The 13,828-nt window shown below is 67.0% G+C and carries 10 protein-coding genes and 1 riboswitch; of the genes, 4 read left to right on the top strand and 6 right to left on the bottom strand.

What is annotated here, in order from left to right; genetic code table 11:
* Positions 1-152 precede the first annotated feature (152 nt).
* Positions 153-695, top strand: coding sequence for a pseudouridine synthase (locus BMX16_RS05705; protein ID WP_089900066.1), 543 nt, complete (start codon positions 153-155; stop codon positions 693-695).
* A gap of 196 nt (positions 696-891) precedes the next feature.
* On the opposite strand, the gene BMX16_RS05710 is transcribed toward BMX16_RS05705, so the two are convergent.
* A complete protein-coding gene (locus BMX16_RS05710; protein ID WP_089900067.1) occupies positions 892-2,409 on the bottom strand; it encodes an NAD(P)(+) transhydrogenase (Re/Si-specific) subunit beta in 1,518 nt (505 codons plus the stop codon).
* A gap of 10 nt (positions 2,410-2,419) precedes the next feature.
* Positions 2,420-3,991, bottom strand: a complete 1,572-nt coding sequence (locus BMX16_RS05715) for a Re/Si-specific NAD(P)(+) transhydrogenase subunit alpha (protein ID WP_089900070.1) — start codon at positions 3,989-3,991, stop codon at positions 2,420-2,422.
* A gap of 194 nt (positions 3,992-4,185) precedes the next feature.
* On the opposite strand from BMX16_RS05715, the gene BMX16_RS05720 reads away from it, so the two are divergent.
* Entirely contained in the window at positions 4,186-4,947 is a 762-nt protein-coding gene (locus tag BMX16_RS05720; protein ID WP_089900074.1) for an SDR family NAD(P)-dependent oxidoreductase, read from the top strand.
* A gap of 23 nt (positions 4,948-4,970) precedes the next feature.
* The gene (kynU, locus tag BMX16_RS05725; protein WP_089900076.1) at positions 4,971-6,161 is read left to right on the top strand and encodes a kynureninase; all 1,191 of its coding nucleotides are present in this window, start codon (positions 4,971-4,973) and stop codon (positions 6,159-6,161) included.
* A 93-nt stretch (positions 6,162-6,254) separates the two neighbouring features.
* Here kynU and BMX16_RS05730 read toward each other — a convergent pair whose 3' ends face one another.
* Complete coding sequence (locus tag BMX16_RS05730; RefSeq protein WP_089900079.1) at positions 6,255-7,484, bottom strand: D-amino acid dehydrogenase; 1,230 nt, start codon at positions 7,482-7,484, stop codon at positions 6,255-6,257.
* A 153-nt stretch (positions 7,485-7,637) separates the two neighbouring features.
* A riboswitch (glycine riboswitch) is annotated at positions 7,638-7,724 on the bottom strand.
* Between the two features lie 227 nt (positions 7,725-7,951).
* Here BMX16_RS05730 and BMX16_RS05735 point away from each other — a divergent pair.
* Positions 7,952-8,917: a magnesium transporter CorA family protein gene (locus BMX16_RS05735; RefSeq protein WP_089900082.1), complete on the top strand. Its 966-nt coding sequence runs from the start codon at positions 7,952-7,954 to the stop codon at positions 8,915-8,917.
* 19 nt (positions 8,918-8,936) lie between these two features.
* Here BMX16_RS05735 and BMX16_RS05740 read toward each other — a convergent pair whose 3' ends face one another.
* The 3 genes from BMX16_RS05740 to BMX16_RS05750 are packed head-to-tail and all read right to left on the bottom strand — an operon-like array spanning position 8,937 to position 13,797.
* Positions 8,937-10,106: a beta-barrel domain-containing protein gene (locus BMX16_RS05740; protein WP_089900084.1), complete on the bottom strand. Its 1,170-nt coding sequence runs from the start codon at positions 10,104-10,106 to the stop codon at positions 8,937-8,939.
* Positions 10,106-12,475 (bottom strand): ATP-binding cassette domain-containing protein, encoded by a 2,370-nt coding sequence (locus BMX16_RS05745; RefSeq protein WP_089900087.1) that lies wholly within the window; start codon positions 12,473-12,475, stop codon positions 10,106-10,108. The genes BMX16_RS05740 and BMX16_RS05745 overlap by 1 nt, the downstream gene beginning before the upstream one ends.
* On the bottom strand, positions 12,472-13,797 hold the full coding sequence (locus BMX16_RS05750; protein ID WP_089900091.1) for a TolC family protein: 1,326 nt from the start codon (positions 13,795-13,797) through the stop codon (positions 12,472-12,474). Before BMX16_RS05750 ends, BMX16_RS05745 begins: the two co-directional genes overlap by 4 nt.
* Positions 13,798-13,828 lie beyond the last annotated feature (31 nt).

The raw sequence follows: 13,828 nt of genomic DNA on the forward strand, positions 1-13,828 counted from the left end.
CGCTGCATGACATATGCATGGTGCAGGCCAGAGGCGCGTGCGTTGGCGTCTATGCAGCCGCATGTGAGGCCAAACGCCCCCCCGATCAAGCGATTTTTCCCACGCCGCCCATATATTTTGCGCATCCTCGCCCGTGGGGGTAGGACATGGGCATGACCCGCCTCATCCTGTTCAACAAACCATTCGACGTGCTGTCGCAATTCACCGATGCGCGCAGCCCGACACCCCGTGCCACGCTGTCGAATTTCTTATCTGTGCCAAGGGTTTACCCCGCAGGACGCCTCGACCGCGACAGCGAGGGGCTTCTGTTGCTGACCGACGACGGCGCCCTGCAGGCGCGCATCAGCAACCCCGCGTTCAAGGCGCGCAAGACCTATCTCGTGCAGGTGGAAGGCACCCCCGACGACGACGCCCTGATGGCCCTGCGGCGCGGCGTGACCCTGAACGACGGCCCCACCCGCCCCGCTCAGGTGGCCCGCATCGACGCCCCCGCCGTCTGGCCCCGCACGCCGCCCGTCCGGTTCCGCAAATCGGTTCCGGACACCTGGGTCGAGCTGACGATCACCGAGGGGCGCAACCGTCAGGTCCGCCGCATGACCGCGCATGTCGGCCACCCTACCCTGCGCCTGATCCGCTGGCGCATCGGCGACTGGACGCTGGACGATCTCGCACCGGGACAATGGCGCTACGCCTGATCGCACAGGACACCGCCTGCCCCCGAACCCGACCTGTCCCGTCCCCTTCTTCTGGTCGAAAATATCCCGGGGGTCGCTTGCTGATCCGCCACTAGTCCAAGGACCAGCCGGCGACGGCAGCGCCCCAGGACCTTGCGCCACGCAAAACGCCGGCCCCTCTCAGGACCGGCGCTCCACCACTTCAAGACAATGACCCTCAGTCGATCTTCGGCAGCAGCGCCTCGAGCGAGGATTTCGCGTCGCCGTAGAACATCCGCGTGTTGTCCTTGTAGAACAGCGGGTTCTCGATACCGGAATAGCCCGTGCCCTGCCCGCGCTTGCTGACGAACACCTGCTTGGCCTTCCACACCTCCAGCACCGGCATCCCGGCTATGGGGCTGTTGGGATCGTCCTGGGCTGCGGGATTCACGATGTCGTTCGACCCGATCACGATGGCCACGTCGGTGCTGGGGAAGTCCTCGTTGATCTCGTCCATCTCCAGCACGATGTCGTAGGGGACCTTGGCCTCGGCCAGCAGCACGTTCATGTGCCCCGGCAGACGCCCCGCGACCGGGTGGATGGCGAACCGCACGGTCTTGCCCTGTGCCCGCAGCTTGGCCACAAGCTGGCTGACCGCCTGCTGCGCCTGCGCCACGGCCATGCCATAGCCGGGGATGATGATCACTGTATCAGCCTCGTTCAGCGCGGTTGCCACACCGTCCGCGTCGATGGCGATCTGTTCGCCCTCGACCTCCATCGCGGGGCCGGTGGTGCCACCGAAGCCGCCAAGGATCACCGACACAAAGCTGCGGTTCATCGCCTTGCACATGATATAGGACAGGATCGCGCCCGATGATCCGACCAGCGCCCCCGTCACGATCAGCAGATCGTTGCCAAGGGTGAAGCCGATCGCCGCCGCCGCCCAGCCGGAGTAGCTGTTCAGCATCGACACGACCACGGGCATGTCCGCGCCGCCGATCCCCATGATCAGGTGCCAGCCGATGAAACCCGCGATCAGCGTGACCAGCACCATCGTCCAGATGCCCGCCCCTTGGGCGAACATGATGCCGAGGATCAGCGACACGACCAGCGCCGCCGCATTCAGGTAGTGACCCGAGATGTAGGGGATCGCGTTCTCGTCGTTGGGCAGCATCAGCTTCTTCGGCTTGCCGTCGACGCGACCCGCCAGCTTGCCGAACGCCACGATGGATCCGGTAAACGTCACCGCACCGATGAAGATGCCGAGGAACACCTCGACCTTCAGGATGGCGATTTCCACCGCATCCTTGTGCCACAGCTGTTCGCCGAACCCGGTCAGCCGCGCAGTCAGCGGAATGGCGATGGTGTGGCCGTCCGCGATGGCGGGCACGCCCGCCGCCGCCGCCTGCATCGTCTGGATGGAGCTGAGCATGATGTCGGCGTTCAGCCCGATGAACACCGCCGCCAGACCGACGAAGCTGTGCAGCGCCGCGACCAGTTGCGGCATTTCCGTCATCTGGACCTTGCCCGCGACGTAGTAGCCAGCGAACCCGCCCGCCGCGATGGCGATCAGGATCAGGAAGATGTTGTAGACGCCGGGGCCAAAGACCGTCGCCGCCACCGCCAGCCCCATGCCGACCATGCCGTACCAGACCGCGCGTTTCGCGCTTTCCTGATTGTTCAGACCGCCGAGGGCGAGGATGAACAGGACCGCCGAACAGATGTAGGCTGCCGACGTGATACCGATTGAAAACATCTGGTCCTCCTCAGGACTTCTGGAACATGGCGAGCATGCGCCGCGTGACGAGGAACCCGCCGACGATGTTGATGGAGGCGATCAGCACCCCGATGAAGCTGAGCAACACGACCAGCCAGCTGTCCGCGCCGATCTGCAGCAGCGCGCCCAGGATCACGATGCCGGAAATGGCGTTTGTGATCGCCATCAGCGGCGTGTGCAGGCTGTGCGCGACGCCCCAGATCACCTGGAAGCCGATGAAGCAGGCCAGCACGAAGACGATGAAGTGCGACATGAAGCTGGCGGGCGCATAGGCGCCGACCAGCGCCAGCAGCACGCCACCGGCGACCAGCAGCGTGACCTGAGACTTGGTCTGCGCCTTGAAGCTGGTGATTTCGGCGGCCCGCTTCTCCTCGGCGGTCAGCGCCTTGGGCTGTTCGCGCTTGGGGGCGGCGGCGATGGCCGCGATCTTGGGCTTGGGCGGCGGGAACGTGACCTCTCCGGCATGGCTGGCCGTGGCCCCCCGGATCACGTCGTCGTCCATGTTGTGGGCGACGACACCGTCCTTGGCGGGCGTCAGATCGGCCACCATATGCCGCACGTTGGTGGAGTAGAGAAGCGAGGCCTGCGTCGCCATCAGGCTGGGGAAGTCGGTGTAACCCACGATGGTCACGCCGTTGTCGGTGACGATCTTCTCGTCCTTCACCGTCAGCTTGCAGTTGCCGCCACGCTCGGCGGCCAAGTCGATGATGACCGAACCGGGCTTCATCGCGGCGACCATGTCGGCGGTCCACAGCTCCGGCGCGTCGCGTCCGGGGATCAGCGCCGTGGTGATGACGATGTCCATGTCGGGCGCGATTTCACGGAACTTGGCCAGCTGCGCCGCCGCGAACTCGGGGCTCGACACGGCGGCATAGCCGCCGGTGGACGATCCGTCCTGCTTCTCCTCGAAGTCGAGGAAGACGAACTGCGCACCCATCGACTCGACCTGCTCGGCCACCTCGGCCCGCACGTCGAAAGCATAGGTGATCGCGCCGAGGCTCGTCGCCGTGCCGATGGCGGCCAGACCAGCCACGCCCGCGCCGATCACCAGCACCTTTGCGGGCGGCACCTTGCCCGCCGCCGTCACCTGCCCGGTAAAGAAGCGGCCAAAGTTGTTGCCCGCCTCGATCACCGCGCGGTAGCCCGCGATGTTGGCCATCGATGACAGGGCGTCCATCTTTTGCGCGCGCGAAATGCGCGGCACCATGTCCATGGCGATGACCGTGGTACCCTGCGCATTGGCGGCCGCCAGCAGGTCGGCGTTCTGACCGGGATAGAAGAACGAGATCAGCGTCTGGCCCTGCCGCAGCAGCGGCACCTCGGCATCCGACGGCTGGCGGACCTTGGCCACGATGTCGGCCTGCGCGTAAAGCGCCGCCGCATCACCCACCACGGTGACACCGGCGGCGCGATACGCGTCGTCGGTGAATCCGGCCTTCTGGCCCGCGCCCGCCTCGATCAGGCACTCATGCCCCAGCTTTTGCAGATCCTTGGCCGAGGCGGGTGTCATCGCGACCCGTGCCTCGCCCTCGTACGTCTCCTTCGGTGCGCCGATCTTCAACTGGCTTCCCCCTGATTGATGTCCCACACCGCCGGGGCGGTTTCGGCGCAACATTATTTCCTGTCACGGGGGTTGCAAGGCCATTCCTGTCTGAGGCACGTGGCCCGTGGCATTTAGGGTGCGACCGCCCGCACCCGCCGCCCCTTGCGCCGCCGCCCTGCCCCGCTAGCATCGGCGCAAAGCGGAGGATCACCATGGAACACACCGGCAAACACGCCCTCGTCACCGGGGGCGGCAGCGGCATCGGCCGTGCCATCGCCCTTGCCCTTGCGGCACAGGGCGCCACCATCACGATCACCGGACGCCGCGCCGAGATGCTGGAGGAGGTGGCAGGCCTCAGCGACCGCATCCATCCAGCGGTGATGGACGTGACCGACGAGGCGGCGGTGCGCGACGGGATCGCTACTGCGGCAGACCGCCACGGCCCCGTCGCCCTCTGCATCGCCAATGCGGGTATCGCGACAGGCGGGCCGTTCCTGTCCGAATCGCTGGACGGCTGGCGACGGACCATGGCCACGAACCTCGACGGCGTGTTCCTGACGTTTCAGGCGGCGCTGCAGACCCTGCCCCAGGATGCGGCTGGCCGCTATATCGTCGTCAGTTCCATCGCCGGTGTGCGCGGGCTGAAGAACGCGATCCCCTACACCGTCACGAAACACGGCGTCATCGGTCTGATCCGCGGGCTGAGCGAGGAATTTTTGCGCAAGCGGCCCGTCACGTTCAACGCCCTGTGCCCCGGTTACGTGGACACCGACATCGTGCACAGCCAGCTGCCCGGCCTGATGCGCCGCTTCGACGTGGACCGCGCCGGGGCCGAGGCGATCGTGGCCAAGGGCAACCGGCACAAGCAGCTGCTGGAGGTGGACGAGACGACCGCCGCCGCCCTGTGGCTGTGCTCCGACGCCGCGCGCAGCGTGAACGGCCAGACCATCCAGATCGCCGGCGGGCAGGTCTGACCCCCTCTTTTGAAAGCAACACGATGACCGATTTCGCAGCGACCAAGGCCCTGTTCCACCTGCCCGACGGGATGATCTACCTCGACGGCAACAGCCTCGGGCCGCTCCCGTTGGCGACTCCCGCCCGCGTGGCACAGGCGGTGCAGGACGAATGGGGCGACATGCTGATCACCGGCTGGAACAAGGCGGGCTGGATGGCGCAGCCGATGGCGCTGGGCGACCGCATCGGGCGGCTGATCGGGGCGGAGGCGGGCCATGTCACGCTGGGCGACACCCTGTCGGTCAAGGTCTATCAGGCACTGGCGGCGGCACTGGCCATGACGGACCGCACAGTGATCCTGTCGGACAGCGGCAACTTCCCCTCCGACCTCTACATCGCGGAAGGGTTGATCCGCGCCTTTGGCCGCGGGCTGGAACTGCGCGTGGTGGACCCCGAGGATGTAGCCGCCCACATCGACGGATCGGTGGCGGTGCTGATGCTGACGCAGGTGGATTACCGCACGGGGCGGCTGCACGACATGGCCGCGTTGACGGCGCAGGCGCAAGCGGCGGGGGTGCTGACGGTCTGGGATCTGGCGCATTCCGCCGGGGCGCTGCCCGTCGATCTCGCGGGCTGCGGCGCGGATTTCGCGGTGGGCTGCACGTACAAATACCTCAACGGCGGACCCGGCGCGCCTGCGTTCATCTATGTCGCCCCGCGCCACGCGGCGACGGCGGACCCCGCGCTGCAAGGATGGCTCGGACACGATGCACCTTTCGCGTTCGAACAGGGCTACCGCCCCGGTGCGGGCGTGGCGCGGATGCGGGTCGGCACGCCGCCGGTGATCCAGATGGCGGCGCTGGATGCGTCATTGGCAATCTGGGACAAGGTGGACATGGACGCCCTGCGCACAACCTCGATCCGTCTGTCGCAGCGGTTCATCGCGGGGGTCGAGGCCGCTTGCCCGGACCTGACGCTGGCCAGCCCGCGCGACCCCCACGCGCGGGGCAGTCAGGTGTCGTTCCGCCACCCGCAGGGCTATGCCGCGATGCAGGCCTGCATCGCCCACGGCGTCGTGGGCGACTTCCGTGCGCCGGACATCATGCGCTTCGGCTTTACCCCGCTGTTCATCGACGCGGGCGACGTGGACGCCGCCGTGGCGGTGATCGCCCGGGTCATGGGCGAGCGGCTGTGGGATGCGCCCCGGTTCATGGAACGCGCCGCCGTGACCTGACGGGCTGTCGCTCGGGCTGACCACCCGCCGGATGACCCGTTTTGGTCGGCCCGTCAGGTCGGTTTGACGGGGCGGACCGCAAGTCCAGCCCCCTCAGACGGGCATGTCGTCCCTGATCCGGTCGCCAATGATCTCGGCGGTGGCCGCCGACAGGGTCCAGCCCAGATGGCCGTGGCCGGTGTTGTAATAGACGCCGGGCCGTTTGCCCGCATCGACCTTGGGCAGCATGTTGGGCATCATCGGACGCAGGCCCGCCCACGGGATCGCATGTTCGGTCACCACATCGGGGAAATAGTCCTCGACCCATTTCACCAGCGGCTGCACCCGGTCGTCGCGGATGTCCCAGTTATAGCCGTTGAACTCTGCCGTGCCCGCGATGCGCAGCCGGTCCTGCCCCAGACGGCTGGTCACCACCTTGGCCTTGTCGTCCAGCAGGCTGACCCACGGGGCCGCCTTGCGGCTGGTGTCGTCGTCCAGTTTGACCGTGATCGAATAGCCCTTCACCGGATAGATGTTCACCCGGTCGCCCAGCATCCGGCCGAACTTGCGGCTGCTGACGCCCGCACAGACCACCAGCGCGTCAAAGGCCGCGTCATGCGCCGTGCCCTTGTTGTCGCGCCACGTGACGACATGACCGCCGCTGCCGGGCTGGCTGATCTTCTTCACGTCGGCGCTGAAGTGGAACACCACGCCCTTGCGGATGCAGGCATCCGACAGACCCCGGCTATAAAGGTGGATGTCGCCGGTTGCATCCGACGGGGTGAAGAAGCCGCCATAGAAGTCACCGTGCACCGCAGGTTCGATCTGGGTGATCTCGGACGGCGTGACGGCGCGACGCTCCAGCCCGCCTTCGGCCAGCAGCACATTCACGCGGGCGGCATGGTCATATTCTGCCTTGGACTTGTAGACATGCAGGATGCCCCGCTCCTCCACGTCGAAGGCGAAACCTTCGCGGGCGGCGGTGGCGTGCAGGTGTTCACGCGCGGCGATCGCCAGCTTCACGGTCTGGACGGTGTTCTTGCGGTAATGCGGGATGTTGGCCACGAACTCTGCCATCCACGAATACTTGTGCCAACTCGGTTTCGGGTTCACCAGCAGCGGCGCGCTGCGCTGGGTCATGTATTTCAGACCCTTGATGACGGTGGACCACTGGTTCCACACCTCTGCGTTCGACGCGGACAGCTGCCCGCCGTTGGCAAAGGACGTATCCATCGCCGCATAGCGGTTCTGGTCGAACACGGTCACGTCGTAGCCTCGGTTCAACAGGGCATAGGCGGTCGTGACGCCGGTGACACCGGCGCCGATCACGGCAATTTTCTTCACAAGCTCTGGGCCTTCTGCAACAGATCACATCCAGACGCGGGTTTCCCCGCGCCAGCGACCCCCTCTGTCATTGACCTGAGAGCTTACGCAGCGGGCCTTGGCGCTGCTTTCCCCTTCGGTGGACCCCGCAAAGGGCCGCTTTCCAGATTGTCGGCTGATCGTGCAGTTCATTTGCCTGAGAGTTTCCGGGGGGTTGCTCCTTCGGCGCCGGAGTGAACCGGTCTCTCCTGCACGGCCTGTGTGACACGCTCTGATTAGGTGCAAATCAGGCGTCCGACAAGCGTTTCGACAGGCATCGCACGCTGCGGCGTGGTGCGGTGCCGACGGGTGCCTCGTTTTTGATCGATGGCGTGCGTTCCGGTGCTGTTGGCGGCAACAGTCCGCACCGCCACGTGCCGCGAGGCGGGGGTTGCAAAACGCCGGGGCACAGGCGCAGGTGACCGCAGCACCGACCGCGAAGGCCCGCCATGATCCGCACCTATACCACGCCGAAAGGCCGCCTGACCCCGCAGGCCACGGACGCCCCCGATCTGGACGCCATCTGGATCGACCTCGTTGATCCCACACCGGACGAGATCGCGCAGGTCAGCGACCGGCTGGGCATCACCATCCCCGACCGCGCCGACATGGACGAAATCGAGCTGTCGTCGCGCCTGTATCGTGAAAAGGGGGCGGCGGTCATGACCGCCGTGATCACCGCGCGCAGCGACAAGGCCATCACCAACCTTGCGCCCGTCAGTTTCGTGCTGTGCGGGCGGCAACTCGTGACCGTGCGCTTTCACGACCCGCGCCCGTTCAGCACCTTCCCGGATCAGGCCTACCGGCTCGAAACACCCATAAAAGAGGCGGAAGACGTGCTGATCGGCCTGCTGGAAAGCATCATCGACCGACTTGCCGACCTGCTGGAGGCGGCGGCCCGCGATGTCGATACGCTCTCGCGCCGGATATTCCGCAGCGCCCACAGCACGAAGGACCCCGAGGATTTTCAGGACGTGCTGCAACGCATCGGCGCTGAAGGCAACACCATGTCCAACATCCGCGACAGCCTCGTGACGCTGGAACGGCTGGCCGCGTTTCTGGGCAACGTGGCCGGTGAACGCGGCTGCAATGCCGATGTGCGCAAGCGGATCAAGACCCTGTCCGGCGATGCCCGATCGCTGACCGATCACCTCGACTTCGTGTCGCAGAAGCTGACGTTCATGCTGGATGCCAGCCTTGGCATGATCAACATCGCGCAGAACGCGACGATCAAGATCTTTTCGGTTGTCGCGGTGATCTTCCTGCCGCCGACGCTGATCGCGTCGATCTACGGCATGAACTTCGTCCACATGCCGGAACTGGAATGGACCTACGGCTATCCCATGGCGCTGGGGGCCATGGTGGCGGCGGCGATCCTGCCCTACCTGTTCTTCAAGTACAAAGGCTGGCTGTAACAGCCAGCCTCGGCCCGCCTCACCGCTCGGTCAGTGCTTCCGACCCGCGATAGAGCGGTTTCGTCAGATAGTGCAGGATCGTCTTTTCGCCGGTGTGCAGTTCCACATTGGCCTGCAGACCCGGGCGCATCTCGATCCGTTGCTGGCGCGGGCCAAGGTTCTCGGTCTCGACCCGGACGCTGACGCGGTAGTGCGGATCGCCGTCGGGACGGCGTTCGTCCTTGAACGTATCGGCGGATACGTTCTGCACCACGCCCGTCAGGCTGCCATAGATGGTATAGTCGTAGGCCGACAGCTTCACCGTCGCGGTCTGGCCGATGTTGACGCCCGCGATGTCCTGCGGCTTCACCCGCGCCTCGACATAGAGCGCATCATCCAGCGGAATGATCTGAAAGATCTCCTCGCCCGGACGGATCGTGCCGCCGATGGTGGTGACGCCAAGGTTGTTGACGATGCCGCGCATCGGCGCGGTGATGACCGTGCGGTTCAACTGGTCGGTGGATGACGCTAGCTGCTGCTGCAATTGCCCCATCTCGGCCAGCACGTCGGAGTATTCGTTGGCACGCGCCAGTTCCGCCCCCGTGACGATCTCGTTGTAGGTGATCTCGGCCTCGGCATAGGCGTTGCGGGCGCGGCCCGTCTCGGACAGGGACACGATCTCGCGGGCCAGCATGTCCTCCATCTCGTCCAGCTCGCGCTTGGTTTCCACCATGATGCGCTGCGCGCCGTCGACCTTGGACGCGTAGTCGGCCTGACGCGCGGCCAGCAGCTGCCGCTCAGAGGCGATCATGTCGGGGCTGGCGTCGGCCAGATCCTGCGGCACGTCGAAATCGAACAGACCGGCCATTTCCGCTTCCAGCCGCAGGCGACGGATGTCGTGGGCAGCGATCTGGTCGCTCAGATCCGCGACCTGGGCTGCGAACTGCGTGCCCTGCAGGCGCGCCAGCACCTGACCGCGGTCCACCGTGTCGCCTTCGCTGACCAGCAGTTCGCCAAGGATGCCACCCTCGAAGTTCTGGATGATCTGCGGGCGGGATGCACTCGCCACCTCACCCGGGGCGCGGACCAGCTCGTCCACCCAGGCAAAGCGGGCCCACAGGATGAACAGCAGCACGGTCGCCGCGACCAGCCAGATCACCAGCGACGGACGCCGCATCTGGCCTTCGAATTCGTGATCTGCCAGCGCCATCAGGAGGCTTCCTTCTGCATGTGGGCCAGCACGTCGTCACGCGGGCCATCCACGGCCAGACGGCCGTTGTGCAACACCATGGTGCGGTCGGTCAGCTGCAGCAGCGCCATGCGGTGCGTGGCGATGATCGCCGTGCGCCCCGCCAGCCAGTCGTGCAGCCGTGCCACCAGCGCCTTCTCCAGCGTCGTGTCGAGTGCCGAGGTCGGCTCGTCCAGCAGGCAGACCTGCGGGTTCTGCAGCCACAGCCGCGCCCAGCCGATCGACTGGCGCTGCCCCACCGACAGACCGGCCCCACCGTCGCGGATCGCAAGGTCGAGGCCCTTGGGATGGCTGCGCACGAACTCGCCCAGCCCGCCGAAATCGAGGGCGGCCAGCAGGCGGTGATCGTCGCGTTCCAGCTGCGTCATGTTCAGGTTGTCGCGCAGGGTGCCGGCAAAGAGCTTCACCTCCTGCCCCAGATACCCGATGCCGCGCCGCAGGTCGCGGGCCAGCACCTGCCCCATGTCCACGCCGTCGATCAGCACCCGACCAGAGGTCGGCTGATGCAGACCCGACAGCACCTTGAGCAGCGTCGATTTGCCGGACCCGTTGGCGCCCAGCACCGCGACGTGCTGCCCCGGCAGGATCGTCAGCGCCGGTATGTCCAGCGCGCGCGCGCCTTCGGCGTCATAGGTGTAGGCCATCTCGCGCAGATCGAACCGGCCCGTGATGCGGTCGCGGCGCAGATAGGTGCGGTCCGCGTCATGGTCCTGCGGCGCGTTCACGATCTTGTCCAGCTCGTCCAGCGCCACGCGGGTGTTGGCCCAGCGGGCGATCAGGCCAGACAGCCCGTTCAGCGGCCCAAGGGTGCGCGAGGTCAGGATGCCGACGGCGATGATCGTGCCCACGGTGAATTCGCCCGCGAACACGAGGTAAGTCCCCAGCACCACCGCCGAGACATAGGTCGCCTGCTGCACACCCTGCGCCCAATAGGTCAGCGACGTCGACAGCCGCCGCTGTTCGGAAGTCGAGATGGCCGACAGCCCCGTCAGTTCGGACCACAGGCGGGCGAAGCGATCCTCGCCACGCTGTGACTTGATCGTGTCGGCCTCGAACACCGCCTCTTGCAGCAGGCGCGTGGACCGGGTGGAGGCCCCCTGTGCGGCCAGCGTCAGTTTCATCATGCGCTTCTGCGCCAGCAGCGACGGCAGCACCATCAGCACGCCGCCCGCGATCAGCACCCAGACCACCGGTCCGCCAATGGACCACACGAGGGCGAGGAACAGAAAGATGAATGGCAGGTCGGTCAGCGATCCCACGGTGGACGCGGTGAAGAACTCGCGCACCGCCGAAAACTCGCGGAACGCCGAGAATGTCGAGGTCGGCGACATGGCAGAGGTGCCACCGGCGCGCATGCCCAGAAGCTTGCCCATCAGCATGTCCTGCAGGCGCAACTCGATCCTGCGACCGGCGCTGTCCATCAGTCGCGCGCGGGCGATGCGCAGGCACGCCTCCAGCACCAGTGCGATGCCCGCCCCGATGGTCAGCACCCACAGGGTGGCGATGGACTGGTTCGGGATCACGCGGTCATAGACGTGCAGCGAAAACAGCGCAACCGCGACCGCCAGCATGTTGGCGACCAGAGAGCCGAGCGCCACTTCGCCGATGATGCGGCGGAAGTTGCCGAATTCGGCCCAGAACCAGTGTCCGGCCTTCACCGGCACCGCATGACGGCGGTTCAGCTCTGCCGCAGGCACGACCGCATGGATGATGCGCCCGGTGAAGTGTTCGAGGAACGCTGCCAGCGGCACTTCCTCGCGCCGGTCGGCGGCATTGGGATCATAGAGGACCACGGCGTCGTCGGTCTGCGACAGCACCAGCACCAGCGTGTCGTTGGTCAGCCGCGCCACGGCGGGCCAACAGTCAGGCGTCGGCGGCAGGGCGGTGCGGGCCGCGGCCTTCAGCCCCGCGTCGTTCAGCGCGGCGACCAGCGTCTCGGCGGGCAGGCCCGCGTTGGTGGCGTCGATCTGCCGGTCGAGGATGTCGCCCGCCTTCAGGTCGACGCCGAGGATGCCCGCGTAGGTCGCCACGACTTCGGCGCGCAGCAGGGTGATGGCGCCATCGGCGGGGCCAGCGGCCTGCGGCGCGGCAGGCGCCGGGGCGGGTTGCGCGGCGGTCGCAAAGCCGGTCTCGGCGGGCGTAGCGGGCAGTGACTGCATTGCGGGTGCTGCATCGACGGGCACCGGCGGCACGGTCGCTGCGGTCTGGGCATGCGCCGCATCCAGCGTCACGGTGCCGTCGGCTGGGGCGGGGTTCATCGTCCGCACCATCTTGGTCAGCTTGCCGCCGCGTGTGGCCTTCACGTCGAACGTCAGAATGGGCCCGGTCATATCTTGTCTCCATCCACGAGCACGCCGCGCAAGGCCGCGATCTTCAACTCGACCTGTGCCACGCGGTAGGGCAGCGCCGCCGCCTCGCGGCGCAGGCCCACGGCCGTCTCGAACACGCCGACCACGTCGGTCACGCCGCGCTGTCCGGCCTTTTGCTGGGCGGCGAAGTTGGCGTAGTTCTCGTCTGCCCCGGCGGCCAGCGTACCGGTCTGCGCCTCTTGGCGGCGCAGGCTGGCCAACTCGCCTTCCAGCGCGCGCAGCGAGCGCGCCACGTCTTCGCGGGTCTGTGCCACGCGGGCATCCGCCGCCTCTGCCTGCTGTGCGGCGGCGGCCAGCGCCGCCCCGGTGCCGAAGCCGATCCCCTGATCCGCCTGCGCGGTCAGTCCGGCACCCGACCCGTCCTCGGTCACGTTGCCGACGGCAGTGATGCCGGGCAGGAAGCCTGCGCGCGCCGCCTTCGCCTCGGCCACCGTGCGGGCGGCTTCGGCCTCGGCCTTGACGACGGCGAGGGGTTCGGCCGCCAGCTCGTCCGGGAGCATGGCGATGCCGGCGACGCCGTCGAGCGGGGCGGCGGACATCGCGGCCAGTTCGGCGCGCGCCGCGGCGGCGGCTTCGAGGTCGGAGGCCATGTCGGCCTGCATCTGGTTCAGCTTTTGCTGTACGACCATGCGGTCCACGGTGCTGGACACGCCGCCCTTCACCCGCTCGTCCATGATCCAGGCGAAATGTTCCATGTCGGCCATGGCATCGGCGTTCACCTGCGCACGCGCTTCCGCCATGCCGGCGTTCAGATAAAGCGTCAGCGCATCGAGCACGCGGTCGTTGGTGTCCTGCGACAGGGCCACGGCGGCGACTTCCACATCGGCCTTGGCATAGTCGCGTTCGGCCCGCTTGCGGCCGTTGTCGAAGATCACCTGTTCCACCACCAGCGACGTGACGACGGCGCCCAGCGAAGTCAGCGAGACCTGTGGTCCCAACGTGGGCAGCCAGTTGCGCGACCGCGCCTCGGCACGCAGGGTGGCGGCGCGCAGGTCGGCCTCTGCCGCACGGGCGTTGGCCGCCAGCACCGCGTCGGACACCTGCGTATAGGGGCCCTGCGGCAGGATCGAGCGGCGCGTCAGAAGTCCCGCGATGATTTCGGATTGGGTGCCGTCCGGCGTCTCGGACGCCAGCGCCTGTCCGGCCGGTGCGGCGATGCCGCTCCCGCCGCCAAACGCGGAAAACGGCGACCGGCTGACACCGTCGGGGGATCCCCCGCAGGCCGCCAGTGCCGTCACTGCGCCAAGCGCAATGAGGGTATGTGTATGCTTGACCTGTCTCACGTGCGCTCCGCCCCGGATTTTTTTTGTGGTG

The sequence above is a fragment of the Loktanella fryxellensis genome (genome assembly GCF_900110065.1).
GTDB lineage: Bacteria > Pseudomonadota > Alphaproteobacteria > Rhodobacterales > Rhodobacteraceae > Loktanella > Loktanella fryxellensis.